At 71.9% G+C, this 24,685-nt stretch carries 27 protein-coding genes; 15 read left to right on the forward strand and 12 right to left on the reverse strand.

The features are described from left to right. The first annotated feature begins 66 nt into the window (after window positions 1-66). From Q343_RS0100305 to Q343_RS0100335, 6 genes are all read left to right on the forward strand, one after another. A complete protein-coding gene (locus Q343_RS0100305) occupies window positions 67-615 on the forward strand; it encodes a P-loop nucleotide/nucleoside kinase family protein (protein ID WP_211248953.1) in 549 nt (182 codons plus the stop codon). A 24-nt stretch (window positions 616-639) separates the two neighbouring features. Further along, entirely contained in the window at window positions 640-1,182 is a 543-nt protein-coding gene (locus Q343_RS0100310; protein WP_029251597.1) for a pyridoxamine 5'-phosphate oxidase family protein, read from the forward strand. 71 nt (window positions 1,183-1,253) lie between these two features. After that, window positions 1,254-2,111, forward strand: coding sequence for an ABC transporter substrate-binding protein (locus Q343_RS0100315; RefSeq protein ID WP_029251598.1), 858 nt, complete (start codon window positions 1,254-1,256; stop codon window positions 2,109-2,111). Between the two features lie 69 nt (window positions 2,112-2,180). Continuing rightward, window positions 2,181-3,062, forward strand: a complete 882-nt coding sequence (locus tag Q343_RS0100320; RefSeq protein ID WP_052366896.1) for an ABC transporter permease subunit — start codon at window positions 2,181-2,183, stop codon at window positions 3,060-3,062. Next, window positions 3,059-3,805, forward strand: coding sequence for an amino acid ABC transporter ATP-binding protein (locus tag Q343_RS0100325; protein WP_029251600.1), 747 nt, complete (start codon window positions 3,059-3,061; stop codon window positions 3,803-3,805). The genes Q343_RS0100320 and Q343_RS0100325 overlap by 4 nt, the downstream gene beginning before the upstream one ends. Before the next feature lie 274 nt (window positions 3,806-4,079). Further along, complete coding sequence (locus tag Q343_RS0100335; protein WP_029251601.1) at window positions 4,080-4,889, forward strand: ornithine carbamoyltransferase; 810 nt, start codon at window positions 4,080-4,082, stop codon at window positions 4,887-4,889. A gap of 23 nt (window positions 4,890-4,912) precedes the next feature. On the opposite strand, the gene Q343_RS0100340 is transcribed toward Q343_RS0100335, so the two are convergent. After that, entirely contained in the window at window positions 4,913-5,320 is a 408-nt protein-coding gene (locus Q343_RS0100340) for a nitroreductase family deazaflavin-dependent oxidoreductase (protein ID WP_029251602.1), read from the reverse strand. A gap of 110 nt (window positions 5,321-5,430) precedes the next feature. On the opposite strand from Q343_RS0100340, the gene Q343_RS0100345 reads away from it, so the two are divergent. Then, window positions 5,431-6,207, forward strand: coding sequence for a glycoside hydrolase family 25 protein (locus Q343_RS0100345; protein ID WP_029251603.1), 777 nt, complete (start codon window positions 5,431-5,433; stop codon window positions 6,205-6,207). A 10-nt stretch (window positions 6,208-6,217) separates the two neighbouring features. Here Q343_RS0100345 and Q343_RS14295 read toward each other — a convergent pair whose 3' ends face one another. Continuing rightward, the gene (locus tag Q343_RS14295) at window positions 6,218-6,589 is read right to left on the reverse strand and encodes an SdpI family protein (RefSeq protein ID WP_052366714.1); all 372 of its coding nucleotides are present in this window, start codon (window positions 6,587-6,589) and stop codon (window positions 6,218-6,220) included. A 39-nt stretch (window positions 6,590-6,628) separates the two neighbouring features. Between Q343_RS14295 and Q343_RS0100355 the strand changes: the two genes are divergently transcribed. Beyond that, on the forward strand, window positions 6,629-7,069 hold the full coding sequence (locus Q343_RS0100355; RefSeq protein WP_029251605.1) for a VOC family protein: 441 nt from the start codon (window positions 6,629-6,631) through the stop codon (window positions 7,067-7,069). 15 nt (window positions 7,070-7,084) lie between these two features. Here the strand turns inward: Q343_RS0100355 and Q343_RS0100360 are convergent, their stop codons facing one another. The 6 genes from Q343_RS0100360 to Q343_RS14300 all read right to left on the reverse strand — a co-directional run bounded on the left by Q343_RS0100360 (window position 7,085) and on the right by Q343_RS14300 (window position 14,139). Further along, complete coding sequence (locus Q343_RS0100360; RefSeq protein WP_155990576.1) at window positions 7,085-9,139, reverse strand: bifunctional lysylphosphatidylglycerol flippase/synthetase MprF; 2,055 nt, start codon at window positions 9,137-9,139, stop codon at window positions 7,085-7,087. Between the two features lie 8 nt (window positions 9,140-9,147). Next, window positions 9,148-9,657 (reverse strand): LURP-one-related/scramblase family protein, encoded by a 510-nt coding sequence (locus Q343_RS0100365; protein WP_029251607.1) that lies wholly within the window; start codon window positions 9,655-9,657, stop codon window positions 9,148-9,150. 141 nt (window positions 9,658-9,798) lie between these two features. Next, window positions 9,799-11,286, reverse strand: coding sequence for an MATE family efflux transporter (locus Q343_RS0100370; RefSeq protein WP_155990577.1), 1,488 nt, complete (start codon window positions 11,284-11,286; stop codon window positions 9,799-9,801). Continuing rightward, window positions 11,283-11,933: an acyltransferase gene (locus Q343_RS15660; protein ID WP_029251609.1), complete on the reverse strand. Its 651-nt coding sequence runs from the start codon at window positions 11,931-11,933 to the stop codon at window positions 11,283-11,285. Before Q343_RS15660 ends, Q343_RS0100370 begins: the two co-directional genes overlap by 4 nt. Continuing rightward, entirely contained in the window at window positions 11,933-12,862 is a 930-nt protein-coding gene (locus Q343_RS0100380; RefSeq protein ID WP_081829514.1) for a glycosyltransferase, read from the reverse strand. The genes Q343_RS15660 and Q343_RS0100380 overlap by 1 nt, the downstream gene beginning before the upstream one ends. A 263-nt stretch (window positions 12,863-13,125) precedes the next feature. Further along, window positions 13,126-14,139: a hypothetical protein gene (locus Q343_RS14300; RefSeq protein WP_029251611.1), complete on the reverse strand. Its 1,014-nt coding sequence runs from the start codon at window positions 14,137-14,139 to the stop codon at window positions 13,126-13,128. Window positions 14,140-14,264: 125 nt separating this feature from the next. Here Q343_RS14300 and Q343_RS0100390 point away from each other — a divergent pair, with 125 nt between their 5' ends. Beyond that, window positions 14,265-14,651: a DUF1304 domain-containing protein gene (locus tag Q343_RS0100390; RefSeq protein ID WP_029251612.1), complete on the forward strand. Its 387-nt coding sequence runs from the start codon at window positions 14,265-14,267 to the stop codon at window positions 14,649-14,651. Window positions 14,652-14,660: 9 nt separating this feature from the next. Here Q343_RS0100390 and Q343_RS0100395 read toward each other — a convergent pair whose 3' ends face one another. Continuing rightward, the gene (locus tag Q343_RS0100395; RefSeq protein WP_248616711.1) at window positions 14,661-16,064 is read right to left on the reverse strand and encodes a serine hydrolase domain-containing protein; all 1,404 of its coding nucleotides are present in this window, start codon (window positions 16,062-16,064) and stop codon (window positions 14,661-14,663) included. Window positions 16,065-16,370: 306 nt separating this feature from the next. On the opposite strand from Q343_RS0100395, the gene Q343_RS0100400 reads away from it, so the two are divergent. Next, on the forward strand, window positions 16,371-16,871 hold the full coding sequence (locus tag Q343_RS0100400) for an FBP domain-containing protein (RefSeq protein WP_029251614.1): 501 nt from the start codon (window positions 16,371-16,373) through the stop codon (window positions 16,869-16,871). After that, a complete protein-coding gene (locus Q343_RS0100405) occupies window positions 16,868-17,470 on the forward strand; it encodes a GNAT family N-acetyltransferase (protein ID WP_081829515.1) in 603 nt (200 codons plus the stop codon). The genes Q343_RS0100400 and Q343_RS0100405 overlap by 4 nt, the downstream gene beginning before the upstream one ends. Here Q343_RS0100405 and Q343_RS0100410 read toward each other — a convergent pair. Both Q343_RS0100410 and Q343_RS0100415 read right to left on the reverse strand, forming a co-directional pair. Then, complete coding sequence (locus Q343_RS0100410; protein WP_211248954.1) at window positions 17,467-19,737, reverse strand: M28 family peptidase; 2,271 nt, start codon at window positions 19,735-19,737, stop codon at window positions 17,467-17,469. The genes Q343_RS0100405 and Q343_RS0100410 overlap by 4 nt on opposite strands. 61 nt (window positions 19,738-19,798) lie before the next feature. Continuing rightward, window positions 19,799-20,221 (reverse strand): hypothetical protein, encoded by a 423-nt coding sequence (locus Q343_RS0100415; protein ID WP_029251617.1) that lies wholly within the window; start codon window positions 20,219-20,221, stop codon window positions 19,799-19,801. Between the two features lie 245 nt (window positions 20,222-20,466). Between Q343_RS0100415 and Q343_RS0100420 the strand changes: the two genes are divergently transcribed. Beyond that, entirely contained in the window at window positions 20,467-21,315 is an 849-nt protein-coding gene (locus tag Q343_RS0100420; RefSeq protein ID WP_029251618.1) for an SDR family oxidoreductase, read from the forward strand. Between the two features lie 8 nt (window positions 21,316-21,323). On the opposite strand, the gene Q343_RS0100425 is transcribed toward Q343_RS0100420, so the two are convergent. Next, a complete protein-coding gene (locus Q343_RS0100425) occupies window positions 21,324-22,361 on the reverse strand; it encodes an ornithine cyclodeaminase (RefSeq protein ID WP_029251619.1) in 1,038 nt (345 codons plus the stop codon). 165 nt (window positions 22,362-22,526) lie between these two features. Between Q343_RS0100425 and Q343_RS0100430 the strand changes: the two genes are divergently transcribed. The 3 genes from Q343_RS0100430 (at window position 22,527) to Q343_RS0100440 (ending at window position 24,674) form a co-directional block, all read left to right on the forward strand. After that, the gene (locus Q343_RS0100430) at window positions 22,527-22,958 is read left to right on the forward strand and encodes an Lrp/AsnC family transcriptional regulator (protein ID WP_029251620.1); all 432 of its coding nucleotides are present in this window, start codon (window positions 22,527-22,529) and stop codon (window positions 22,956-22,958) included. A gap of 28 nt (window positions 22,959-22,986) precedes the next feature. After that, the gene (locus Q343_RS0100435; RefSeq protein WP_029251621.1) at window positions 22,987-23,958 is read left to right on the forward strand and encodes an AAA family ATPase; all 972 of its coding nucleotides are present in this window, start codon (window positions 22,987-22,989) and stop codon (window positions 23,956-23,958) included. Window positions 23,959-24,053: 95 nt separating this feature from the next. Further along, complete coding sequence (locus tag Q343_RS0100440; protein ID WP_029251622.1) at window positions 24,054-24,674, forward strand: hypothetical protein; 621 nt, start codon at window positions 24,054-24,056, stop codon at window positions 24,672-24,674. Window positions 24,675-24,685: the final 11 nt, after the last annotated feature.

Consider the following 24,685-nt stretch of genomic DNA (forward strand, 5'->3'; position numbering starts at 1 on the left):
ACATAGCACAACAAGGTGTAGGCGTGCACTCAGGCAGGTCGGGAGGAAGGTACGTAGCCTGCCTGCATGTCGACGACGTCGCCCCCGCCGCCCCGGACCCACGACGCGCGGGGGTCGCGGTCGGGCCGCGTCGTCCTGATGTGCGGACCGTCGGGAGCAGGCAAGTCGACCTACGCGCGGGCACTGGAACGCGCGGGATGGACACGGCTCTCGATCGACGTGAGCGCCTGGGCGCGCGGGTACCGGCACTGGCCCGTACCCGTCGAGGTCGCCCGGTCCGTGGACGCCGTGCACCGCGCCCGACTGCACGACCTCGTCGAGGCGGGGCGCGACGTCGTGCTCGACTACGCGTTCGCGACCCGTGCGGTCCGGGAGGAGTACCGCGCGCTCGCTGCGGCGGCGGGCGCCGAGGCCGAGACCTGGTACGTCGCCACGCCGCGTGAGGTATCCCTCGCGCGGGTGCGGGCGCGCGTCGGACGGGGTCCGGACGAGGCCGTGCTCACCGAGGAGCGGGCCGCAGCGCACGTCGACGAGTTCGAGGTGCCGACGGACGCGGAACCCCGGGTGCGCGTTGTCCGCGGCGCGGGCCCCGTCGTCCTGCCGGTCACGGACTGAGAGGGTGTGTGCCAGGATCGGCACGTGCCCCTGACGAACCCGTGGCTCGACGGCCCGACGCCGACCGGACGGCTGCCGCGCGAGCGCCTCGAGGAGCGGATCGCCAACCTCCTCTCCACCCAGAACATGGCCGTGATCGCGACGGTCGACGCCGAGGGGGCACCCGCGGCCACCCCCGTGCGGTACTACCACCTGGGCTTCGAGCTGATGTTCACGGCCGCACCGCGCTCTCCCAAGATGCGCAACCTCGCGGCAGACCCGCGGATCTCCGTCGGGGTCTTCGCCCCGCTCGTCGGCCAGGCGTCCAGCCGCGGAGCGCAGCTCTTCGGCACGGCTCGGGTGATCGCCCGCGACGAGCCCGAGGCCGAGGCCTACTGGGAGGCCTTCCGGTGGCAGTCCGACCACGTCGAACGCGGGCGCGACGTCGCCGATCCCCCCGCGGACCCGCTGACGGTCGTCACGCCCGAGAGGATCGTCTACACCGAGCACTGGCTGCGTCGCGACGGATTCTCGCCACGGCAGTTCTGGCGACGCGACGCCGACGCGGCACGCTCCGCCCTGGGCTGACACCGCACCGGCGGTCCGCCGATTCCGGTTAGGCTCGACGCCATCCCGTCCCGTCTTCGGAAGGCCCTGCCGTGCGCACCTCCCGCCCCGTGGCTCTCGCCGCACTCGTCCCCGCCGTCGCCCTCGCGCTCACGGCATGCTCTTCCGACACCGCCTCGGACGACACCGGCGAGTCGACGTCCGCCGCCGCCTGCACCGCGGAGGACCTGCCGACCCTCACCGACGGCACGCTGACCGTCGGTGCGAGCGACCCGTTCGAGCCCTGGTACGTCGGCGAGCCGACGTCGGGCGAGGGCTTCGAGTCCGCGCTGATCTACGCCGTCGCGGACGAGCTCGGGTACGCGGCCGACGATGTCGTGTGGGAGTCGGTGACCTTCGAGCAGATCGTCAGCCCGGCCATCAAGCCGTTCGACGTCGCGGCGTACCAGACCACCATCACCGAGGAGCGTCGCTCGGCGGTCGACTTCTCGAGCCCGTACCTGACCACGCACCAAGGCGTGATCGTGGCCGACGACGGCGACTTCGCCTCGGCAACGGCGCTCGCGGACCTCGAGGGTGCTCGGGTCGGCGTGACGGCCTCCCAGACGTCTCTCGACGCCGCGGAGTCCGCCTGGGGCGACGCCGTCGAGGTGGTGCCGTTCAGCGCCGCCGGTGACGGCATGACCGCCCTGACGTCGGGCACGATCGACGCGATGGTGATGGACGTCGACCAGGGCGTCGCCGCCTCGACCGTCTACTTCCCGGACACGTCGATCGTCGGGACGCTGCCCGACGTCGGAGAGCCGGAGCAGCTCGGCCTCGTGCTCGACAAGGACTCCGAGCTGACGGCCTGCGTCTCCGAGGCCGTCGACACCCTCGACGAGAACGGCACGCTCGACGCCCTGCGCGACGAGTGGCTCGACTCGGACGAGATCCCCGAGCTCTCCTGACGTCCCCGCGGGCCCGGATGCGACCGGGCCCGCGGACACCCCACCGGAGGACGGGTCACAATGGGCGAGATGAGCGGCCCCGTCGACGACTGGACGCCGTCCGCGCGCGCACGCGCCCGGACGGAGTTCCGCCGCGCCCAGCACCGGCGTGCGCTGCTCGTCGCGCTCGTCGCGACACTGCTGGTGGTGGCGGTCGTCGTCCTCGTGGTCACGACGGCGCCCGGCTGGGACCGCGCGCGCGAGGCGTTCTTCTCCCCGCAGCGGGCCGTCGAGGTGCTGCCCGAGGTGGCCGCGGGCCTGTGGCTGAACTTCCGCGTCTGGGTGGTGGCGAGCGTCGTCGGCCTCGTGGTCGGTCTGCTGCTCGCCGTCGTGCGGACCTCCCGGATTCCCGCGCTGTTCCCGCTGCGGATGCTGACCGTCGCGTACGTCGACGTCTTCCGCGGCGTGCCGCTGCTGCTCGTCCTCCTGCTCGTCGGGTTCGGGCTCCCGGCGCTGCGACTCTCGTGGCTGCCGGTCAGCGCCGCGTTCCTCGGCGGGCTCGCGATCGTCCTCACGTACACCGCGTACTTTGCCGAGATCTTCCGGGCCGGGATCGAGTCCGTTCACCCCTCGCAGGTGTCCGCCGCGCGGTCGCTGGGCCTGAACCGCGGTCAGGCGACGCGCCTCGTCGTGCTGCCGCAGGCCGTACGAAACGTCACGGCCCCGGCGGCGAGCATGCTCGTGTCGCTGCAGAAGGACTCGGGCCTCATCTCGATCCTCGGCGCCGTGGACGCGATCCGCGCGGCACAGATCGCCACGACCGGCGACTACAACTTCACGCCGTACGTCGTCGCGGGCGTGCTCTTCCTGCTGATCTCCATCCCGCTGACCCGGCTCGTCGACGCGTGGTCGGCACGTCAGGGCTGGCGCGGCGAGCTGCGCCGCCTACCCGGAGCGGGGGTGCTCCGGTGAGCGACCCGCTCCTGTCGCTGCGCGACGTCCGCAAGACCTTCCGGACGCACGGCACGACCCAGGTCGTCCTTGACGGGATCGACCTCGACGTCGCGGAGCACCAGTGCGTCGTGCTGATCGGGGCCTCCGGGTCGGGGAAGTCGACGCTCCTGCGCGCGGTCGACCTTCTCGACGACGTGGACGACGGCCAGATCGTTCTCGGCGGACTCGACATCGCGGACCCCTGGGTCGACGCCGACGAGGTCCGGGCGCGGCTCGCGCTCGTCTTCCAGCAGTACAACCTCTTCCCGCACCTGCGGGTGCTCGACAACCTGACGCTCGCGCCGCGCCACGTCCACGGACGACGCCGCGCCGACGCCGAGGCCGACGCCCTCGCGATGCTCGAGAAGGTCGGGCTCGAGCACAAGGCGCGCGCCTACCCGGACCAGCTCTCCGGCGGCGAGCAGCAGCGCGCCGCCATCGCCCGCGCCCTGGTCGGCAACCCCGACCTGCTCCTCCTCGACGAGGTCACGTCGGCCCTGGACCCCGCACTCGTCGGAGAGGTCCTCGACCTGCTCACGGCGCTGCGCGACGAGGGCACGACGATGCTGATCGCGACCCACGAGATGGGGTTCGCCCGCGACGTCGCGCACGAGGTCGTCTTTCTCCACGAGGGCAGGATCCACGAGCGCGGGACGCCGGCCGAGGTGCTCGACCACCCGCAGCGGCCCGAGACGCAGGAGTTCCTCCGCCGGATCCGCTGAGCCTGTCGGTCGAGCCTGTCGGTCGAGCCTGTCGAGACCCGGGCGTGGTTTCGACAGGCTCAACCACCGGTTTCGACGGGCTCAACCACCGGTTTCGACGGGCTCAACCACCGGTTTCGACGGGCTCAACCACCGGCTTCGGCGCGGCGGAGCGACTCGGCAGAGCCTGCGGTGACGGCGTTCGCGGAGAAGCTGTGCCGCGCGCACTCGATCCGGGCCATGGTGCTGCCCTACGGGCAGCCAGGGGCAGGCTGCGTCGTGGCAGGATCCGTCCATGCCGAGCCTCGTGCGCCTGACCGACCTGACGCCCGACGACGTCGTGGAGATCTTCGACCGTGCGCGTTCCCTGGGCGAGACGCCGGGACAGGAGCTGGCCGGGCGCGCCGTCGCGCTCTTCTTCCCGCCGACCAGCCTGCGGACCCGGGTGACGTTCGAGCGGGCGGTGCATCTCGGCGGTGGCCAGCCACTCCTGTTCCCGCCCGAGACGCTGGACAAGGCCGAGGACCTGCACGACGTCGGGCGGTACCTGAGCAACTGGGCGGACGGCGTCGTCGTGCGTCACCCGCGGATCGAGGTGCTCGACCGCCTCGCGGGCGCAATCCCCGTCGTGAACGCGATGACCGACGTCAACCACCCGTGCGAGGTTCTCGCGGATCTCTACGGAATCTCGCTGCGTCGCCCGGACTGGCGCAGGCTTCGTTACGTGTTCGTCGGAGCCGACGAGAACGTCGGGCGGGCGTGGGCGGAGGCACGCGCGCTCCTGGGCCTCGATCTTGTCCAGGCGTGCCCGCCGGGCTTCGAGCTCGACGGCGTCCCGGCCGTCCACACCCTGGCCGAGGGGCTCGACGGAGCGGACGTCGTCCTCACCGACGGCACGGGGCATCTCGGCGAGGTGTTCGAGCCGTTCCGGGTCTCCGCGGCGGCGCTGCGCGGCTGCGCGCCCGGGGTGCTCCTCAACCCCTGCCCGCCGTTCACCCGAGGCGTCGAGGTCAGCGCCGACGCGATCGACTCACCGGCGTTCGTCGGTCACGAGTTCAAGCGCGTCCTGCTCGAGGTGCAGCGAGCGGTCCTCGCGAGAATCTGACCGGACGCGCGGGCCGGGCCGGGTCAGCGGCGCGTGAGGGCGACGACAGGGATCACCCGGTCGGTCTTCTCCTCGTACCCCTTGAACCCGTCGGACTGGGCGGTGAAGCGTGCCCACGCCTCGTCGCGGGAGTCGCCGTCGAGCCGTTCGGCGCGCACGGCGACCGTCCCGTCGTCGGGGGTCTCGATGACCGTCTCGGGGTGTGCGAGGAGGTTGTGGAACCACGCCGGGTGGTGGTCGGACCCCGCGGCAGAGGCCGCGATCAGCCACGTGTCGGCGTCGGTGGGGATCGCCACCAGCGGGGTGACGCGCTCGGCGCCGGACTTCGCACCGACGTGGTGGACGAGGACGAGCGACCGCCCGAACCCCGCCGTCGTGACCGTCCCGTCGTTGCTGCGGAACTCGTTGATGATCGTCTCGTTGAAGTTCATCGCGTCAGATCCCTCCGTGTCGGCGTGCGCGTGTCTTGATATTGAGAACGCCCTGCGGCCGATCCTGTTCCCGGACCCCGGCACCACGGTGGCAGTGCAAGGATGAGGGAATGTCCGACGTCGCACGCCACCGCAGTCCTCGCCGGCGCCTCTGGTGGGTGCTGGGCGGGATCGTCGTCGCGGTGATCCTGGTCGTCGCGACGCTCGCGGCGCTCGTCTGGAACGGGGTGCTGTGGCCGACGCGCACGTCGGCGTCCCACTACGACGTGCGCGGGGTCGACGTCTCGAGCTACCAGGGCGACATCGACTGGGACGTGCTGGCGGGCCAGGACCTCGACTTCGCGTTCATCAAGTCGACGGAGGGCTCCAGCCACACGGACCCCGAGTTCGAGGGGAACTGGGCCGACGCGCTCGAGACCGACCTGGTGGTCGGCGCCTACCACTTCATGAGCTTCGAGAGCCCCGGCGAGACGCAGCTCGAGAACATCATCGAGAACGTCCCCGCCGAGCCGGGGACCCTCGCGCCGGTCGTCGACCTCGAGTACTACGGCGAGTTCGTCGACACCCCGCCGTCGGTCGAGGAGCTGCGCGCGATCCTCGACCCGCTGCTCGACGGCATCGAGGAGCACTACGGTCAGCCCGCGATCCTCTACACGACGGAGTCGATCTGGGGGTCGTACCTGTCCGAGGGGTACGAGGACACGCCGCTGTGGATCCGGTCGGTGTACGAGACCCCGGACCTGCCGCTCGGCACGCCGTGGACGTTCTGGCAGTACTCCGACCACGACAAGCTCGACGGGTACTCCGGCGAGGAGGAGTACATCGACATGAACGTCTTCCGCGGCTCGCTCGACGAGCTCGACGAGATGACGCTCACCGGCTCCTGAGACCCGACCGTCAGGACGCGCGCGCGACCTCCCGGGCCGCGCGGATGGCGACCCAGGCCCCGTACCCGACGCCCGTGCTCAGGGCGAGCACCGAGAGCGCGAGCAGCACGACGAACCCGACGGGGTTCTCGCCGAGCGGGGCGCACGCGAGGGCGAGCACCGCGGAGATCGCGCAGCCCTGCAGGGTGGGACGGCGTGCCGCCTGGTGCGCAGCGAGCCACGCCTCGTCGGAGGCGAGTGTCGACGTCGTCCGGATGCCGGCGAACTCGTTCCGCCCGATCCGTCCGTCCGCGGTCCGCACGGCGACGATCGCGGTCACGGCGGCCGCGACGACCATGATCAGCGCGAGGACGACGGTGACGGTGTACCCGGGGTTCTCCATCCCTCGACGCTATCGAACCCTCTGCCTACGCTCAGAGGTATGACCGTCGAACGCATGGACAACGTGGGCATCGTCGTCGAGGACCTGGACGCCGCCGTCGAGTTCTTCACCGTGCTCGGGCTGCAGCTCGAGGGGCGTGCAGAGGTCGAGGGGGACTGGGTGGACCGCACCGTCGGTCTCGACGGCGTCCGCAGCGAGATCGCGATGATGCGGACGCCGGACGGGCACGGTCGGCTCGAGCTGACGCGCTATGCCGCTCCGGTCGCGGCCCCGACAGACCCCGCGGCACTGCCGCCCAACACGCTCGGGCTGCACCGGGTGATGTTCACGGTCGACGACGTCGACGCGACGCTCGACCGCTTGCGTCCCCTCGGTGGCCAGGTGCTCGGCGGCGTCGCGCAGTTCGAGTCGGCGTACCGCCTCTGCTACCTGCGCGGGCCGGCGGGCATCGTGGTGGCGCTCGCGGAGGAGATCGGCTGACCGGAGCGGGCGCTCCTACTCGGACGACACCATCGACGACCGCGCCGCAGATACGAAGTCCGACGCCGTCGCGTCCGGCAGGTAGCAGCGCACCAGCGCCAGGCCCACCAGGGGGAGCGCCGCGACGTCGGGGACGACGAGGTAGAGCGGCTCCGACCGTGGCTGGAACTTCATCTTGAACCGGTGCAGGGACGTGAACCCGTAGAGGGGTTCCAGCGTCGAGGCGAGCCGGTCGAGGACGGCATCGATGCCCGTGGGCTCGACGTCACCGGTCCGCGCGAGCGGGCTCCCGGAGAGCGACAGCTCGAGAGCGCCCTCGTCCCGGAACTCGTTGATGGCCGAGGCGATGAGCAGCTCCATCGTGTACCGGAACGAGTCGGGTGCACGGCGCATCACGTCGAGGGTCCAGCCGACGACGTCGCCGCCCGGGGCGTGCACCGGCAGCCAGCTGGTCACGCCGTGGACGCGCCCCTCGGCGTCGACGGCCAGCCCGACCCGGACGGCCGGGTCGAGGGCCTCGCGGATCCCCCCGAGCGTGAACGCCATCTCGGGCAGGTCGCTGTCCCCGAGCCATGCCTCGGAGATGGCCCGGACCTGCGCGACGACGTCCGGCGGCTCGTCCGCGAGGGTGGTGAGCCGGTGCTCGATGTCGTTCTTGCGCGCCTGGTTGATCGCGGTGCGCACGTCCTGCCACTTCTTGCCGCGGAACTCGAGCCCCGGCAGGTCGACGACCGCCTCCTCGGCGACCTCGACCGTCGTCCACCCCCGGGCCCGGCCGAGCGCGGCGAGCTCGGCGCTGCTGGAGAAGAAGCACGTCGTCACGCCGCCCGCGCCGGCGGCGTCCACGAAGGCGTCGACGAGGTCTGCGCGCCCGGTGGCGCCGTCCCCGACCGGGTCGGTGAGCGCGACGGCCACCCCGGCGTGGACCTGATAGGCGACGAACCCGTCGAGGTCGGCGGGGGACCAGCGCTCGGATCCTTCCCACGTCGTCATCCACGCGAGGCGCTGGCCGGCGCCGAGGCGCTGGATCTCCGTACGCGCGTCGTCGGCGGTCAGCATCTCCCCGGTGGTCGAGAGGGTGGTGCCGCGGCGGTTGCGGAACGCGTCGCGCCGTGCGACGAGCAGCAGGAGGGCGCCGACGTCGAGCGCGAGCATCAGCACGAGCAGGACGATCTCGCTGGTGTCGACGAGGAGGGCCGCGGTCACGAGCAGGGCGGCGAGCAGGGTGCTGAGGATCGTCAGAATCAGTGCCGCGCGCCACCAGGCGCGGCGCCCGCGCAGGAGCCCGACAGCGAGGGCGAGGTCCACGGCGATGCTGACCAGCCCCGTCGGCCAGCTGCTGCCGTCGATCTCTCCGACCGGCCCGTCGACGTGCACGGCGAACCCCGCGAGCACGGTCAGCAGGGCCGAGATCGCGAAGTAGCCTGCGGCGTGGGTGCGGGCGCGGCGGGTGCGTCCCGTGCGGGTCCGTGCACCGAGCGGCGGGCGGACGACGGCTCGCCCGAGCACGAGGGCGGTCACCCACCCGACCAGATGCTCGACGTCGGCGATGCCGCCGATGAAGAGGACCGCCACGAGCACGTAGACCGCGATCAGGGCGCTGAGCCGGCCGCGCCAGGGGCGGGGCAGGGTGAGCACCGCGACGGTGGCCGCGCCGGTGAACCCGGCCGAGAACCCGACGTCGAGGACTTGCGCGGTCTCGTTCGCCCACTCCCACGTCGTCCGGGCGAGGAGCCCGACGAGCAACGCCGTCCCGACGACGCCGGCGATCTGGCACACGATCGTCACCAGCGCCGCGCGGCGGGTGCCGAGCCGCAGCTCCGCGAACCCGACGAGGAGGAGGAACCCGCCCAGCACCGGGACGTACTGCCACGGCTCCAACGCGAAGAATGACCCCGTGACCGGCGTCCACCACCGCCCGTCGGCGAACGCGGGCACGCCGAACGCGACGTCCTCGAACAACGAGGAGTCCTCGAACGGGCGCCAGAACGCACCCGTGGCGAGCCCGAGGAGGACCATCACGGCCGCGGTGCCGAGGGTGAACGGCAGCCGACGGGCGAGGTCTGTCATCGTCGGGATCAGTCCCGCTCGACCCAGCGGTCGATCGCCCACACGACGGCGAGCGCCAGCCCGACGTCGATGCCGTCCGCGACGTCGAGGGTGTAGGCGTCACGGATCGTCACCCACTTCTGGGTGATCTGGACGACGTGGCGGCCGCCGACGCTCACCGAGTAGTTCTTCTCGATGAAGGACCCCTCGAGCTTCCACGGCTCGCCGGTGGGGACCTCCATCGTCATCTTGTCCTTGATGACGGAGAACGCCTTGGCGCGCAACGACGCGACCTCGGAGCCGTCGGGGCGGTGGATCGTCATGTGCTTGGGGAACGCGAGCATGCGGCCCTTGACGGTGTAGATCGTCTGCCCGCCGGGGTCCTGCACCTCGGCCTTGGGGCGGATGCCGATCTTCCCGTCGACGAAGTAGCGCTGCTCCTCAGTCACCGGGTCGAGGACCGCGAAGTCGCGGCCCATGCCGAACTTGCTCTTGACGATGTAGCGGTTCCAGCCTGGCGGCGGTGGGGGCAGTGCCACGGTGTCCTCCGAGGGGTGAGCGTGATCGCACGCTAGCGCGGCACGGTCGACCCGGCGATCTGAATCCCGGCGGGTGGCTGGGCGGCGACGCAGGCTCGACGGACGGTGCGACGTGTGTTGGTCGAGCTTGTCGAGACCCGGTCACCTCGTCTCGACAGGCTCGACGGGCGACGACGCAGGCTCGACGGGCGACGTCGCAGGCTCAGCCCCGACGAGGTTCCGGAGCCACCGCCGTGACCGGATCCGGCGGGCCGCGATGGTGATCCGCACGGCCTCCTCGACGAGCATCAGCGCGTAGAGGTAGACCGGGTCGACGCCGAACCCGATCCGGAGGAGCAGCGCGAGCGGGATCAGCAGCACCCACTGCGCGAAGACGTCGAGCAGCAGGCAGAACCGCGCCTCGCCGCCGGCGCGCAGCACGCCCATCACCATCACCATGCCGACGGACTTGAGGACGAACCCGAGGCTCATCAGCACGTAGAGCGTGGTGGTCAGGTCGGCGGCGTCCGGGCTCAGGGTGGGGAAGAGCGCCATCACGGGGCTGCGCAGGGCGAGCGCGACGAGGCACGTCAGCACGCCGACGGCGAGCCCGACGGCGATCAGTGCCCGGGCCTGCTGGTACGCCTCTTCCATCCGGGACCCGCCGAGGGTGCCGCCGACCAGCACCGCGACGGCGTTGGCGAGCCCGATCGCGAAGGCGAGCGCGAACGAGTCGACGGGGGAGAGGACCGCCATCGCGGTGGCCGCGTCGACGCCGACCCCGCTGACGAGCGCGTAGAAGACGAACACCCCGAGCGCCCAGAGCGTGGAGTTCAGCGCGGCCGGCAGGGACAGCCGCAGGAGCAGGACGACGTCGGTGCGGGCGATCCGGCGCAGCACCTCGCGCGGGAAGCGGGCGAGCAGGTGCCCGGTGGCGCGCAGGTGCAGGGCGAGCAGGGCGGTCTCGACGACGGCGCTGATGAGCGTGCCGTACGCGGCGCCGGCGACGCCGAGGGCAGGGGCGCCGAAGAGGCCGAAGATCAGGACGGCGTTGGCGGCGACGTTCAGCGCCACCCCGATCAGCGCGTAGACCATGCTGATCGAGGGCTGGTGCATCACGCGGAGCCCGACCGCGACCGCGGAGGTGTAGGCGAACAGCAGGTACGTGAAGCTCGTGATCCGGAGGAACTCTGCACCTCGCTCGACCACGTCCGGCGAGGAGGTCCCGGTCGACATCACGGCCTCGGGGAAGAAGGAGAAAGCGACGAAGGCGACGGTGGCGAACACGGCGGTCGCCGCCCATGCCAGCCAGACCGTCTGCTGCAGCCGCGGGCCGCGCGACGACGACGCGGTGCCCCATACCTGAGCGCCGATCTGCGCGGCTCCGGTGGAGAGCCCGATCAGGAAGATGGTGACGACGAAGCTGGCCTTGGTCGCGATACCCACCGCCGCGACGTCGAGCGGGTCCTGCGAGCCCAGCATCACGGCGTCGACGATGCTCTTGGAGCTGAAGACCAGGTTCTGGAGCGTGATGGGGACCGCGATCCGCATCAGCTGGCGGGCGAACTCGCCGCGGATCGGGGCGAGCGCCCGGGCGGGGGCCGACGGCCGCGGGGGAGCGGCGTGCCGGACCCCCGGCGGCACCCTCACAGCTGCTTGACGACGCGCGCCGGGTTGCCGAGGGCGACGCACCCGGCGGGGACGTCCTCGTAGACGACGGACTGTGCGCCGACGACGGCGTCCTCCCCCAGGGTGACGCCCTTGAGGATCATCGCCCCGGCCCCGATCCAGGCGCGGTCGCCGATCGTGACGGGGGACGACGTCGTGCGCTCGGCCTCGCCCGCCTGGCCACGGCCCCGGAGCGGGTGCCCGGAGGAGTCCATGATCGTGACGTTCGGGCCGAACATGACGTCGTCGCCGATCTCGACGCGCTCGTACGCCACGACGGCCACGCCCTGGAGGACCACCCGGTCACCGATCCGGATCTGCCCCGCGGGGCGCTCGTTGACGCGGATCGAGGAGAGCCGGACCGGCCCGCTGTGGAAGGCGGGGTTCAGGCCGGACTCGACATAGCAGCCCTCGCCGATGCGGATCGACCCGTCGAACTCGGCGGGGTCGGCCTCGATGCGGCCGTGCTCGGCGTCCGAGACCTGGGTGTACGCCACCCGTGGGGTGTCGACGAAGACCGTTCCCTCGCCCACCCGCACGCCGTGCTCGGCAAGGGTGCCCGCGACGTCGGACCCCGTCAGCGGCTGATCCGCGCGGCACGGGTAGAGGTTGCTGAAGAGCGCCGGCATCAGACGGCCTCGTCGAACGACGGAGCGGGCGCGTGGGCCGGGCGGCTCGCCCTGGCGGCGTGCTCCCGCGAGATCTTGATGACCTTGTTCAGCGAGTACTTCTCGTTCTGCAGGTCCCGGCCGTAGAAGCTCGTCGTCCACAGGTTGTACTTGCTGTGGATGCGGTCGGCGGCGCTCGCGGACGACTCCTTGAGGTCCGAGACCTCCTTGGCGTGCGGCCAGTGGAACGACCGTGCCGCCCGGTCCATGAGGAACAGGTTGTTGCGCTGGAACAGGCGGACGCCGAGGTCGACGTCCTCGCCGCCCCAGCTGGTGAACGACTCGTCGAAGAGACCGGCCTTGAGGAGCTCGTCGCGCTCGGCGGAGACGTGGCAGGTCCAGAAGATGTCGAACGGCGCCGGCCAGCTCGTGATGTTCTCGCCGAGGTCGGCGTACTGCGACTCGCGGATGTCCAGGGCGTCGGCGGCGTGCAGGTACTCGATGGTCGCGTCGGTGTCCTCGTGGTCGACGCTCGTCATCAGCCCCTCGATCGTGGCGTCGTCGACCTCGAAGCCGTAGACGTACCCGATCATCACCGTCGGGTACGCCGACGCCTCGTGCGTCTCGAGGTGGGTCTGCAGGGTGGTGGACCCGAGCAGGACGCCGGTGTCGATGTAGACGACGTAGTCGCCGGACGCGATGGCGGTACCGATGTTGCGTGCCTTGCCGGCACGGAACCCCTCGTCTTCCTGCCAGAAGTACTTCACGTTCAGGGAGTCGGCGAAGGAGCGGAGCACGGCCTCGCTGTCGTCGCTGCCCCCGTCGTCCACGACGACGACCTCGAAGAGCGCGGGGTCGAGGGTCTGGTGCTGCAGCGCGACGAGCGTGTGGCGCAACAGCTCCGAGCGGTTGTAGGTCGGGATGACGACGCTGATCTTGACGCTGCTCATGAGGACTCCAGTCGTTCCGAGAGTGGCTCAGGGAGGGCTGGGGAGTCGCGTTCTGCGGGGTCGCCGAGGACCGGAATCCAGAGTCGGGATCCCGGTCGTCGAACACGCGGTGTCGACTCGACCAGCCCGTCTCTGGGTGGGGCACTGCCGAGAGTAACCACCCTTTACTAACTCACGACAAACAGTCTGTTATCTGGACATGTCGGGGAAGTAACGCCTGCCAGGATCCGCGGGATTTCGCGGGAGTGAAACTGGAAGGAGTCCTAACTGGCCTGCGTGTGTGTCACAGTGTCCACGGCCGTGGCCGGCGCGGGCGTCGTGGACTCTGTCTCAGAGTCTGGCGTGGTCGTCGACGCGTCGCCGTCGGGCTCCGTCGAGCCGTCCGGCTGGGTCGGGTCCGTGGTTCCCGAGTCCGTGCCCGTCTCTCCGTCGGTGGTCCCGTCGGTGGAACCGTCCGTTCCGCCGTCGGTCGTACCGTCCGTGGTTCCGCCCGTGTCCGGGTCCACCTCGGGCTCCGACGTCTCCGGGTCGGTCTCCTCCGTCCCGGCGTCCGACTCGTCCTCGGTCGTCGCGGAGCCGCCAGTGTCGTCGGCCGTGCCGCCGTCGTCCGTCGTGGTGCCGCCGCCGGTGCCCGACCCCGAGGTACCGCGGTCGTCGGTCGTCGGGTCGTCCTTCGACCCGCTCGAGCCGGAGAAGACCTGGGAGATGCTCGACCCCGAGCCGTCCTCGTCGTTCAGAGCGTCGCTGATCGGCTTGCCGAGGAACAGCTCGATCGCGGTGATGCCCGCCAGGACGACGGCGAACAGAGAGAGGCTCGCGACGACGAGGCGCTTGCGGCCCCACCGGCGTGGCGTCAGCGTGTCCGCGACGTGCTCGGCGGTCTCGTCGGTCGAGCTTGGTTCGTCGGTCGAGCTTGTCGAGACCACGGAACTGGTCTCGACAAGCTCGACCGACGTGGTCCCGTCCGGCTCGACCGGCGTGGTCTCGACCGGCGTGGTCCCACCCTTCCGCGCCGTGGGCCGGAGGGCCAGACGCTGGGCGCGCAAGATCGACCGCGTGTAGACGACGTTGCCGACGACGGTGACCACGCTCGCGACGGCAGCGCCGATGATCGTCCCGGCCACCCCGAAGTACGACAGCGCGATGGTCGACGTCACGGCGGCTAGCGCACTTGCGAGGATCTGGACGAACGAGATGCGGGGCGGTTCTGGCTGCTCCGGGGCAGGCTCGGGAGCGCGCACGGGGGTGCGCGCCGCGGGGTCCTGGAGTGTGGTCACGGGCCGACCATAGGCAACGCTTCCCAGGATCCACTGAGGAATCGGTGCGCACCCTGCGGTGGGCCTGTGAAGGTGTGATGATCGAACGACAAGCACGCACCCAAGGGTGCAGAGAGCGGGTATTCATGCTGGTCGCAGCGTTGATTCTGGCGGCCCTTGCCGCCCTGGTGCACGTGTACATCTTCGTGCTGGAGACGTTCCGGTGGGAGGACGAGCGGACGCGCGCGACGTTCGGGACGACCGCCGAGGAGGCGGCCACGACGAGGTCGCTCGCGTACAACCAGGGCTTCTACAACCTCTTCCTCGCGATCGCCACGTTCGTCGGTATCGCGGTCACGCCGGCGAGTCACGAGGTCGGCTTCACGCTGATCGTCGTCGGGACAGGGTCGATGCTCGCGGCGGCGACGGTGCTCCTCCTCAGCGACCGGAGCAAGATCCGGCCCGCGATCATCCAGGGGATGTTCCCCCTGACGAGCCTGCTCTGCCTCGCAATCTACGCGCTGCCCGCGTAGTCGCCGCTGCTACTGCCAGCCCGCGACGTCGACCCCGCCCGGCACGTCCCCGTCCGCGGCGTAGGGCGTGCGCGTGAAGCGGAACGTCTGCAGGTCGAGGTGCGCCACCGTTCCGTCCGCGCGCCGGATCACCTGGAGCGGTTCGCCCTGGTGGTAGCCGTCGAGGCCCACCCAGCGGTCGTCGCCGTCGGGCGCGAACCGGGAGCCTCGTCCGGTCCCTGGTTCTCCGAGGAGGAGGTGACCGTCGCGGGCGGACGCGGTGGTCGTCGTCGGGCCCCAGTGCCAGGTGCCGAGGAGCTCGAGCAGACCGGGATCCCCGGCGGCTGACCACGGGGCCACCGGTGCGGGCTCGTGCTCGGCGAGCGCCGCCAGCAGGTCCGTGGGCAGGTTCCGCATGGCGGGGGACGACGTCGTGTTCGTCAGGACGACGGCGCCGTCGCCCGGCGCGGCGGTGCGGCCGGGCCCCGCGTCGAGACGGACGCGCATCCCGGCGAGGAATCCCGGCATCGAGCCACCGTGCCCGGCGAGGCGCGCGCCGTCGACGTTCCACTGCTGGAAGCCGAGCCCCATCGCCATCGTCCAGGGCGCACCGGCGTCGTCGGCGACGTGGTGCGGCTCGCACATCTCCGCGAGCGTCGCTGTGTCGAGCACTCCGTGGGTGTCTCCGCCGAGGAAGGCGGTCCAGCGGGCGAGGTCGCGGGCCGTCGACCAGAGCTGCCCGGCCGGTGCCATCGCCCCGCCGTCGTGCTCGGGCTCAGGGAGCAGGACGTCGGCGAACGGATGAACCGCCCATCCCGGCGCCGAACGGCCGGTGGGCCGCGTCGTCGTGCGCGTCATCGCGAGCGGTTCGAGGATCTCGGTCCGCACGACGTCGTCCCACGGTCGGCCGTGCAGCACCTCGACGAGTCGGCCGAGCGCGGCGAACCCGGTGTTCGAGTAGTGGAACCGCCGTCCGCCCCGGAATCGCTGGGCGACGCCGTCGTCCCCGGAGGCGAGCGCCGTCCAGTCACCGCCGGGCGTGCGCTCCCACCACGATCCGTTCGACTCCGCCTGGACGCCGGCCGCGTGGGTGAGGAGCTGTTCGACCGTCGCCGCGCCGAGTCGGCTCCCGGGCACGTGGTCCTCGAAGCGGTCGGCGAGGTCCAGGCGGCCGGCGTCCCGCAGCTGCATCACGGCGACGGCGACGAAGGGCTTGGTGAGCGAGCCCATCCGGTACTGCACGTCGTCGTCCGACGGCGGCCCGTCGGCACGGCCGTCCAGCGTCCCCGCCGCACCGGTCCAGACGGTCTCGCCCCCGCGCACGACGGCGGCCGTCACCGACGGCAGGCGGCCGTCCCGCTGGGCGAGGGCGAGGAGCCGGTCGAGGTGGGCGGCGGTCGTGTCGCCCACGCGGGGCGTGTTGTCCACAGGCACGGCTCCAGGGTAGGGGCTGCGGGTGGCCCCAAGAATCGGTTGGCTCCGCGCGACGCCGCGGGTATAGCCTCGGAATCGTGGCCGCTGGACGGCCCGGAGACGGCGATCACGACGAGGAGCAGGCGGATGGGCAGCACCGCAGGACGCGAGGTGGCCGCAGCGGCCTGCTTCGCTCCGGCCCTGGCCCGTGCCGCGCTCTCCTGATCACCCGCACCACCTCACCGCGGTGGCGGTCGTGCGCGCAGGGGCGCGGCGTCGGGCAGCACGCCCGGACAGCACCCGCGACGCAGCAGAAGTGAGAACGCCATGAACCCCCTGACCGAGAAGCAGATCCGCGCCAGCATCGTCAACGCCTCCCGCGGCGAGGCGAACCGTGCCACCGTCCCCGAGCTCGACGAGGTCCGCTGGGCCGACTTCGACTACTTCGGCTGGCACGACCGCAAGGCCCCGCTCGACTCCTACGTCGTGCTCGAGATCGACGGGCGACCCGTGGGCATCCGCCTGCGTGCCGCGGACGCCGGGCGGACCGGCCGCAAGGCCCTGTGCGCCTGGTGCGAGGACATCGTCGTCACGGACGACGTCAGCCTCTACGTGGCTCGCCGCGGCGGTGCGTCGGGCCGCCGAGGGAACACCGTCGGGACCTTGATCTGCACCCAGTTCGTCTGCTCGGCCAACGTCCGTCGGAACCCGACGTACGCCGAGGCCGGGAACGACGAGTCGATGCGCGAGCACCTCGTCGAGTCGCGGATCGCCGGGCTGCGCGAACGCTCGACCCGGTTCGTCCAGGAGATCCTGAGCACCCGATGACACGGGACGCGGCCGGGTCGGGTCGGGCGAGCGGATCTCCGGCCTGGCCGCGGGCCGAGCGGTTGGCGACGGCGCGGTGCGTGCTCGAGCCCCTCACCGTCGAGCACGCCGACGAGATGGTGGCGGTTCTCGCCTCCCCGGACCTCTACACGTTCACCGGCGGTGGGCCGCCGGGCCGGGAGGTGCTCCGTGAGAGGTACACCCGGCAGGTGGTGGGCTGCTCGCCCGCGGGCGACGCCGGGTGGCTGAACTGGGTCGTGCGCTCCCGCGAGTCGGCGGTCGGGTACGTGCAGGCCACCCTCACGCGCCCCGACGGCACCGACGGCACCGATGGCGCCGCCCCTGTCACGACCGCCGAGCTCGCCTGGCTCGTCTCTCCGGACGCCCAGGGTGGCGGGGTGGCGACGGAGGCGGCGTCCGCGGTGGTCGACTGGCTGGCAGGGCGTGGTGTCGAGCAGGTGTGTGCCGCCGTCCACCCCGACCATCACGCCTCCGCCGGGGTCGCCCGGCGCCTGGGGCTGGTCGCCACCGGCGTGATGGTCGAGGGTGAGCAGCTCTGGCGCGGGAACCACGCAGACCTGACCGGACGTCGCAGCTAGAACGTCTGCGACGTCGCGACGAGCACGAGCTCCGAGGTGTGCGATCCCTTGACGCCGACGGTCTCGGGCCGCGGCTCGAACCCGGGGAGAGACTCCAGGCCCTCGCCGCCGCCGAGCAGGCGGACGTCGAACGCCTCGCCAGCGGGGACGGTGACGACCAGCTCGAAGCCCTCGTCACCCGGTGCTGCGTACGAGATGTCCAGGTGGCCGTCGGCGACCGCGACCTCGCGCCCCTCGATCGTCGCGGCGGTGACGTTCTCCGCGACGGCCTCGACGTAGCGCACCGTCCGCTCGGGGAACACCGTGAGGGTGAGGGTGCGCTCGTCGCCGGAGGTCTCGTCGGCGACGATCTCGGCCGTCGGCGCGGGCAGGTCGGCGGCCTCGGCCGGCCCGGTCCACACCTCGCCGTGCACTGCCGGGAAGTCCTCGGAGATCTCGGTCTGCTCGTCGACGAACTGCGACGTCCAGGGGCTGGGCGAGCCCTCGCCCGAGACCCACATCGCCTCGCCGGTGTCGGCATCCATCGCGTACATGAGCTGGGTCGGTTCCGGCTTCTCGGCCGTGAACCCGTCGAGGGCGAACCCGGCGCCGAGCGCGACGACGGCCACGGCTCCGCACGCACCGACGAGGACGCCCCCGGCACGACGGGCGAGGGGGAGTGCGTCCGCGAGCACCGGGACCAGGGCGAGCCCGAGCAGAGCCGCGAAGAGTGCGGGCGCGGCGCCGGTGGCGAGGCCGAGCGCCGGGAAGAACAGCACCACGACGGGCACGAGGACGACGATCGCGACGGCGGCCCCCACCGCGACGGCGGCCGTGCGGCCCCGGGAGTCGGTCAGCAGCAGCGCGACGACACCGGCGACGGCCCCGGCGAGCGCCGGGAGGGCGGCGAGGTACGAGCCACCCGGGGTGAACGCGGCGAGGACGACGCCGAGCACGGCCAGCCAGCCGAGCGCCCCGAACGTCAGCGCGGGAGCGCCGAGGCGCCGGCGCAGCAGGACGAACCAGCCGGTCACGATCACCGCGACGAGCCCGAGCAGCGCGATCCGGAATCCCCACGGGTGCCAGGGGTCGAGCATCTCGCCGTACCCGGGACGGATCGCGACCAGCAGCATCCAGAACAGCTGGGCGCCGACGGCGGTCAGCACGATCGGCAGCAGCGCGGCACCGAACCCGAGCGCCAGGCGACCCGGACCGGTCTCGGTGCGCCGCGCCGTCGTGAAGCCGAGGGCGCCGACGGCGACGAGGGCCAGGACGGCCAGGGGCCAGACGAGCCAGCCGGGGTACTGGGCGAGGACGCCGCCCGGCAGGGGGAAGTACGTCGAGTCGTGGGCCGACGGCGTGGCGAGGGCGGCGGCGTCGGCGTCACCGAGGGCCCGCGCGAGTGCGAGCGTGTTGGAGCCGTGGTGCTGCAGGCTCGCGAGGTTCATCGTCTCCGGCTGGTCCTGCGGGGCGTGGTAGGCCGCGGAGCCGTCGATGTACGCGGCGTTGAGGCCCGTGAAGCCGCCGGCGTCGAGGAACGGGGAGAAGTCGGTGTCGTTCGGCAGGATCCGGTAGACCTCGACGGCGAGCGAGCTGCCGACCGGGTACGGAACGGTGGCGTACTGGGCGACGAGGTCGGCGTTGCCGGGCGAGGTCTCGAACATCACGGCCGGGCCGGACGACCCGCGGGCCTCGAAGTTCAGGACGATGCCGCCGTCGGCGGCACGCGGGTCGCTGTCGGCGAATGCCTCGGCACCGCACAGGCAGGCCTCCTCGGCGTCGGTGAAGACCAGCACGAGGTCGTTGCGGGGAGCGTCCGCGGCGAGGATCGCGCGGGCCGACTCGAGCAGGGTGGAGACCCCGGCGCCGTCGTCGTTCGCGCCGTGCGAGACCTCGGCCGAGTCGTAGTGCGCCATGAGGAAGATCGGGCCGGTGGAGTCCGTGCCCTCGACGGTGGCGACGACGTTCTGCACACCCGCCGCCTGCGCGCGCCCGCCGAGTCGCCCCGTGAGGCCTGTCCCCTCGGTGACCTCGGGGTCGAGGCCCATCGCGTCGAGCTCGTCGACGATGTACTCGCGGACGCGGTCCGCCGCCGGGGTGCCGTGGGGGTGGACCTCGGCGCCGATCACCTCGACGTGCTCGAACGCCCGATCGGCGCTGAACTCGTCGGCCGGGGCGTCGGCCGCGACCGGCGTCGGCGGCAGCACCGCCAGCACGCTGAGGACGGCGAGCACGAGCAGGACAAGGAGGCTGGCGAGCGTCGTCGCTCGCGACCGGTGCTGGATCACCGGCGAAATAGTACAGGCGTTGGGTTAGAGGTAGGGGACGCGCCCGGCGGCAGGCGTCGTGCTACGCGGCGGACGTCGCCCGGGTCGCCGTGCCACGGGAGCGCTCGACGACGGCGCGCTCGGGCAGCATCGTGTCCTCCTCGACCGCGGCCTCGGCCTCGACCCAGACGCGCGGGCCGGTCCGGACACGGTGGCCGATCGTGGCGTGCGCGCCGACGGCGGCGTCCTCGCCGAGGTGGACGAACTCGCCGACCTTGGCACCGGCACCCACGACGACGCCGTGGTCGACCCAGGAGCCTCGGCCGACGGTCGAGCCCGGGCAGAGCACCGCGCCGGCCTCGACGTAGGCGCCGTCGGCGACGACCGCCGTCTCGTGGACGCGGGCCTGGGGGGAGACCAGGCCGCCGCCGGGCTGGTGCCGGACGTAGAAGATGGTCTCGCCTCGGTCGTTCTCCACCTCGATGCGGCGGGGCTTGCGTGGCATGACGGGCCTCCTCGGGTCAGATCGGGGCACACCGGTGCCTCGGGTTCACTGTCTGACGTAACGACACACGGTTGTGAAACATTCCGCAATGAGGTCGTTCACACCGCACGCCCCAGAGAGCTCGCCGCGGAGTATGTTTTCGCCCCGTTCGCGGTAGATGTGACACCGATTGCGAGGGTCCGGTGGTCGGGTGACGGTATCGACGAGCCGCGAAGGGCGCGGCACTTCCCACCAGGAGGTACCTCATGGGTTTCGATCCGCAGCAGCAAGATCCGCCGGGCCTGACCGGTGAGATGAAGCCCCGGCCAGACCACGGCGAGAAGAGCTACCGGGGCTCGGGCCGTCTCGAGGGGCAGCGTGCGCTGATCACGGGCGGCGACTCCGGCATCGGCCGGGCCGTCGCGATCGCGTACGCGCGCGAGGGCGCCGACGTCGCCATCAGCTACCTGCCGAGCGAGGAGCCGGACGCGCGCGAGGTCGCGGAGCTGGTCGAGGCGGAGGGGTGCCGGGTGGTGCTCCTTCCCGGGGACCTGAGGGACGAGGAGACCTGCCGGTCGGTCGTCGCCGACGCGGCGTCCGGCCTCGGCGGGCTCGACGTGCTCGTCAACAACGCCGGGTTCCAGATGGCGCGCCGTGAGTCGTTCGAGGACGTGACCACGGACGACCTCGACCGCGTGATGAAGACGAACCTCTACGCGCTCGTCTGGGTCACGCAGGCTGCCCTGGAGCACCTCTCGTCCGGGGCCAGCATCATCAACGTCTCCTCCATCCAGGCCTACCAGCCGTCGACGAGCCTGATGGACTATGCCGCGACCAAGGCGGCGATCAACAACATGACCGTGAACCTCGCCGCGGAGCTCGGACCCCGGGGCATTCGCGTCAACGCCGTCGCCCCGGGCCCGATCTGGACGCCGCTGCAGCCGGCGACGCAGCCTCCCGAGAAGCTCGAGAAGTTCGGCGAGGACACCCCGCTCGGTCGCGCGGGGCAGCCGGCCGAGTGCGCGAGCGCGTTCGTCTTCCTCGCCTCGCCGCACGAGGCGTCCTACGTCTCCGCGACGGTCCTCGGCGTCACCGGCGGCAAGCCGGTCTTCTAGGCCCTGCCTCAGGCCGTGGCGCGCTGCGCCACGGCCGGGGCGAGGAGCTGGAAGAGGTCCTTGGGGTCGGCCGGGTCGGCGATCAGGTCGAGGTCGCGCACGTAGGACGTGCCGCGCGTGGCCGCGTTCGCGTGCCGCAGCGCGGTGAAGTCCTCGATCGCGAACCCGACCGAGTCGAAGAGCGTGACCTCGGTCGCGGACCGCCGCCCCGGCGTCGCTCCGGTCAGCACCTGCCAGACCTCGGTGACGGGGAAGTCGGCGGGCATCTGCTGGATCTCGCCCTCGATCCGGGTCTGCGGCTCGTGCTCGACGAACACGGTCGACCGGCGCAGGATCGCAAGGTCGAGCTCGGTCTTGCCCGGGCAGTCGCCGCCGATGGCGTTGATGTGCACGCCGGGGCCGACCATGTCGTCCGTCAGGACGTCGGCGTTCGCCTTGTCGGCCGTGCACGTGGTGATCACGTCGGCGCCGTCCGTGGCCTCCTCGGCGCTGCCGCAGATCGTCACGTCGAACCCGTAGGGCTCGATGTTGCGGCGGAACTTCTCCATCGCGGCGGGGTCGGTGTCCCAGACGCGGAGCGTGTCGATGCCGAGGGCGCCGCGGAACGCCAACGCCTGGAACTCGGACTGCGAGCCGCTGCCGATCATTCCCATGGTGCGGGAGCCCGGACGCGCGAGTGCCTTCGCGACCATCGCCGACGTCGCGGCGGTGCGCAGGGCCGTCAGCAGGGTCATCTCGGCGAGGAAGACCGGGTAGCCCGACGCGACGTCGGCGAGCACGCCGAACGCCGTGACGGTCTGGAGCCCGTGCGCCGGGTTCGACGGATGTCCGTTGACGTACTTGAAGCCGTACGTGGTCCCGTCCGAGGTCGGCATCAGCTCGATCACCCCGATCGGGCTGTGGCTGGCCACGCGCGGCGCGCGCTCGAACTCGGGCCAGCGCCGGAAGTCGGAGCGCATGCGGCTGACGAGCTCGGTGAGCACCCGCTCCACGCCCGTCTCCGCCACCCACCGGGACATACCTGCAACATCGAGAAACGCCACCATCGTCGTCACCTCCGTGCTCAGCGTTGACGCCGCGAGAGACCCGCACCCGCGGACTGCCCTGTTCCTCGAGGCTAGGACTGGGCGATGTGCGCGGACAATGAGCAGGTCGCGGCGTTTCGGGCAGTTGCCTGAGCACTCTGCGCATGCCCGGAATACGCTGTGTGCATGGCGGATCTCGACCTGCTCGACCGGCGACTGCTCAGCGCCCTGCGCGCCAACGCGCGCGAGCCCGTCGCCAGCCTGGCGCGTCAGCTCGACGTGACCCGGGCGACCGTCACCGCGCGCATGGACCGCATGGTCGCGCTCGGCGTGATCGCCGGCTTCTCGGTGCGGGTCCGTGAGGGACAGGACCCTGACACGGTGCGCGCCGTCTCGTTCGTCGAGGTGCGCGGCCGCGACACCGACAACGTCATCCGGACCCTGCGCGGCCTGCCGGGCATCCGGTCCATGCACACGACCAACGGTGGCTGGGACCTGGTGGTCGAGATCCGCACGGACTCGCTCGCGGGGTTCGACGCCGTGCTCGCCTCGATCCGCCGGACCGAGGGCGTGGTCAACAGCGAGACGAGCCTGCTGCTGACTTCCGTGATCGACTGACCTGCGAGCTGACCCAGAGGAGTGACCGATGGCTGTGGACAACCCCTTCTCGACGACACCCGGAGCCGTGCCGCCCGTGCCGCCCGTGCTCGTCGGGCGGGACCAGGAGGTCGAGCTCTTCACCGAGGCGCTCGACGACGGGCCCGCGGCTCCGGGCCGGTGGGCGGCGGTCGGCGGACCGGCAGGGATCGGCAAATCTGCGCTGCTCGCCGCCTACGCCGAGCGCGCTCGGGCGCGAGGGTGGGCCGTCCTCGCCGAGCAGTGCACCGAAGGTCTGGGCGACCGCGTGACGCGGGCGCTCGCGACGAACGTCCTCGACGGCGGTGACGCGCCTGCGGTCGGGCTGCTGATCACGGTCGACGCCCTCGACGCGTCCCGGACGGACGAGCTCGCGTCCGTCGTCACCGACGTCGAGCATCTCGAGCTCACGGGACGCGACGTCGCGCTCGTCGTCGCGGGACGGCCCGCCCACCTCATGACGGTGCTGGGGCAGGAGGAGGGGACGCTGCGCCGTCGTACCGACGTCCTGGACGTGGGGAGGGTGCCGGCGGACGAGGCCGCCCTCGCCCTGCGCGAGGTGGTCGACGCCCACGGGCGCACGGTCGACGACGACGCCCTGGAGCGCGCCGTCGCCGTCGGCGCCGGGTATCCCGTGGTGATGCAGGTGCTCGGCGAGCAGGTGTGGAACGTCGCGCAGGGTGACCGGATCACGACGGCGGACGTCGAGTCGGCACTCCCGGCCGTGCGCGCGGCCCTGGGTCCGGCCCTGCACGCGCCGGTGCTGGCCGAACTCACCGACGAGGACACGGTCTTCCTCCGCGCGATGGCACGCGACGACGGCCCGTCCGAGATCGCGTCTCTCGCCGCCCGCCTGGGGGAGAGTGCCCAGGGCGTCGGCGTCCATCGTCGTCGGCTGACCGCGGCGCGGGTGATCGAACCGGTCTCGGGCGGCCGCGTCGACCTCGCGATCCCGTACCTCCGCGAGTTCCTGCGCGCGTAGCCCGCACGAACTCTCACCCCCGCCACCGGTTGTGGTCCGTCGTGGGGAGCGCGACGATGTCACCTGACCCCCACGGCCGCGGAAAGTGTGGCGCAATGACGCAAGAGGACGAGTTCACCTCCCAGCCTTCACGGCAGGAGTCGGTCGGTGTGACGACGTTGTTGCCACCCGTCGACGACCAGCCGCAGCCCGGTTACGCCCCCGCGAGCGCCGAGCGGGGGCACGGGATCCAGGTCGTGGTTCTCGCGGCGGCCACCGTCCTGGCCCTGGTGGCGACGGTCGGCGTCGGCGTGCTCTGGGCGGCCAACCGCTCGCTGGCGGCCGAGGTCGAGGCGGCCGTCGCGCAGACCGCGGAGGCGCAGAGCCAGGCCGACGCGATGGAGTCTGTGCTGATCGAGGTCCCGGACCCCGAGGCGCTCGCCGCGCTGATCGACCGGCTCGACGTGCTCGAGGATCGTGTCGGTGAGCCGCCCGCCGACGCAGGGTCCGAGAGCCTGCAGACCCGTTTCCAGGACGTGTCGCGGGACGTCCAGCGTCTGGAGGAGAGCGCCCGCGAGGAGCCGACCACGCCGCCGCAGACCGTGTCGAGCTCGGACGTCGAGAGTCTGCGCAGCGAGGTGAGCTCACTGCGCAGCGCGCTGGGCGGGATGCAGCAGGACGTCTCGACCCTCTGCTGGGCGCTGCCGTACCAGGACACGGTCAACGCGTCGTGCTGAGGCCGCGGCGC

The sequence above is a fragment of the Paraoerskovia marina DSM 21750 genome, assembly GCF_000701465.1.
In the GTDB taxonomy this organism is placed as follows: Bacteria; Actinomycetota; Actinomycetes; order Actinomycetales; family Cellulomonadaceae; genus Paraoerskovia; species Paraoerskovia marina.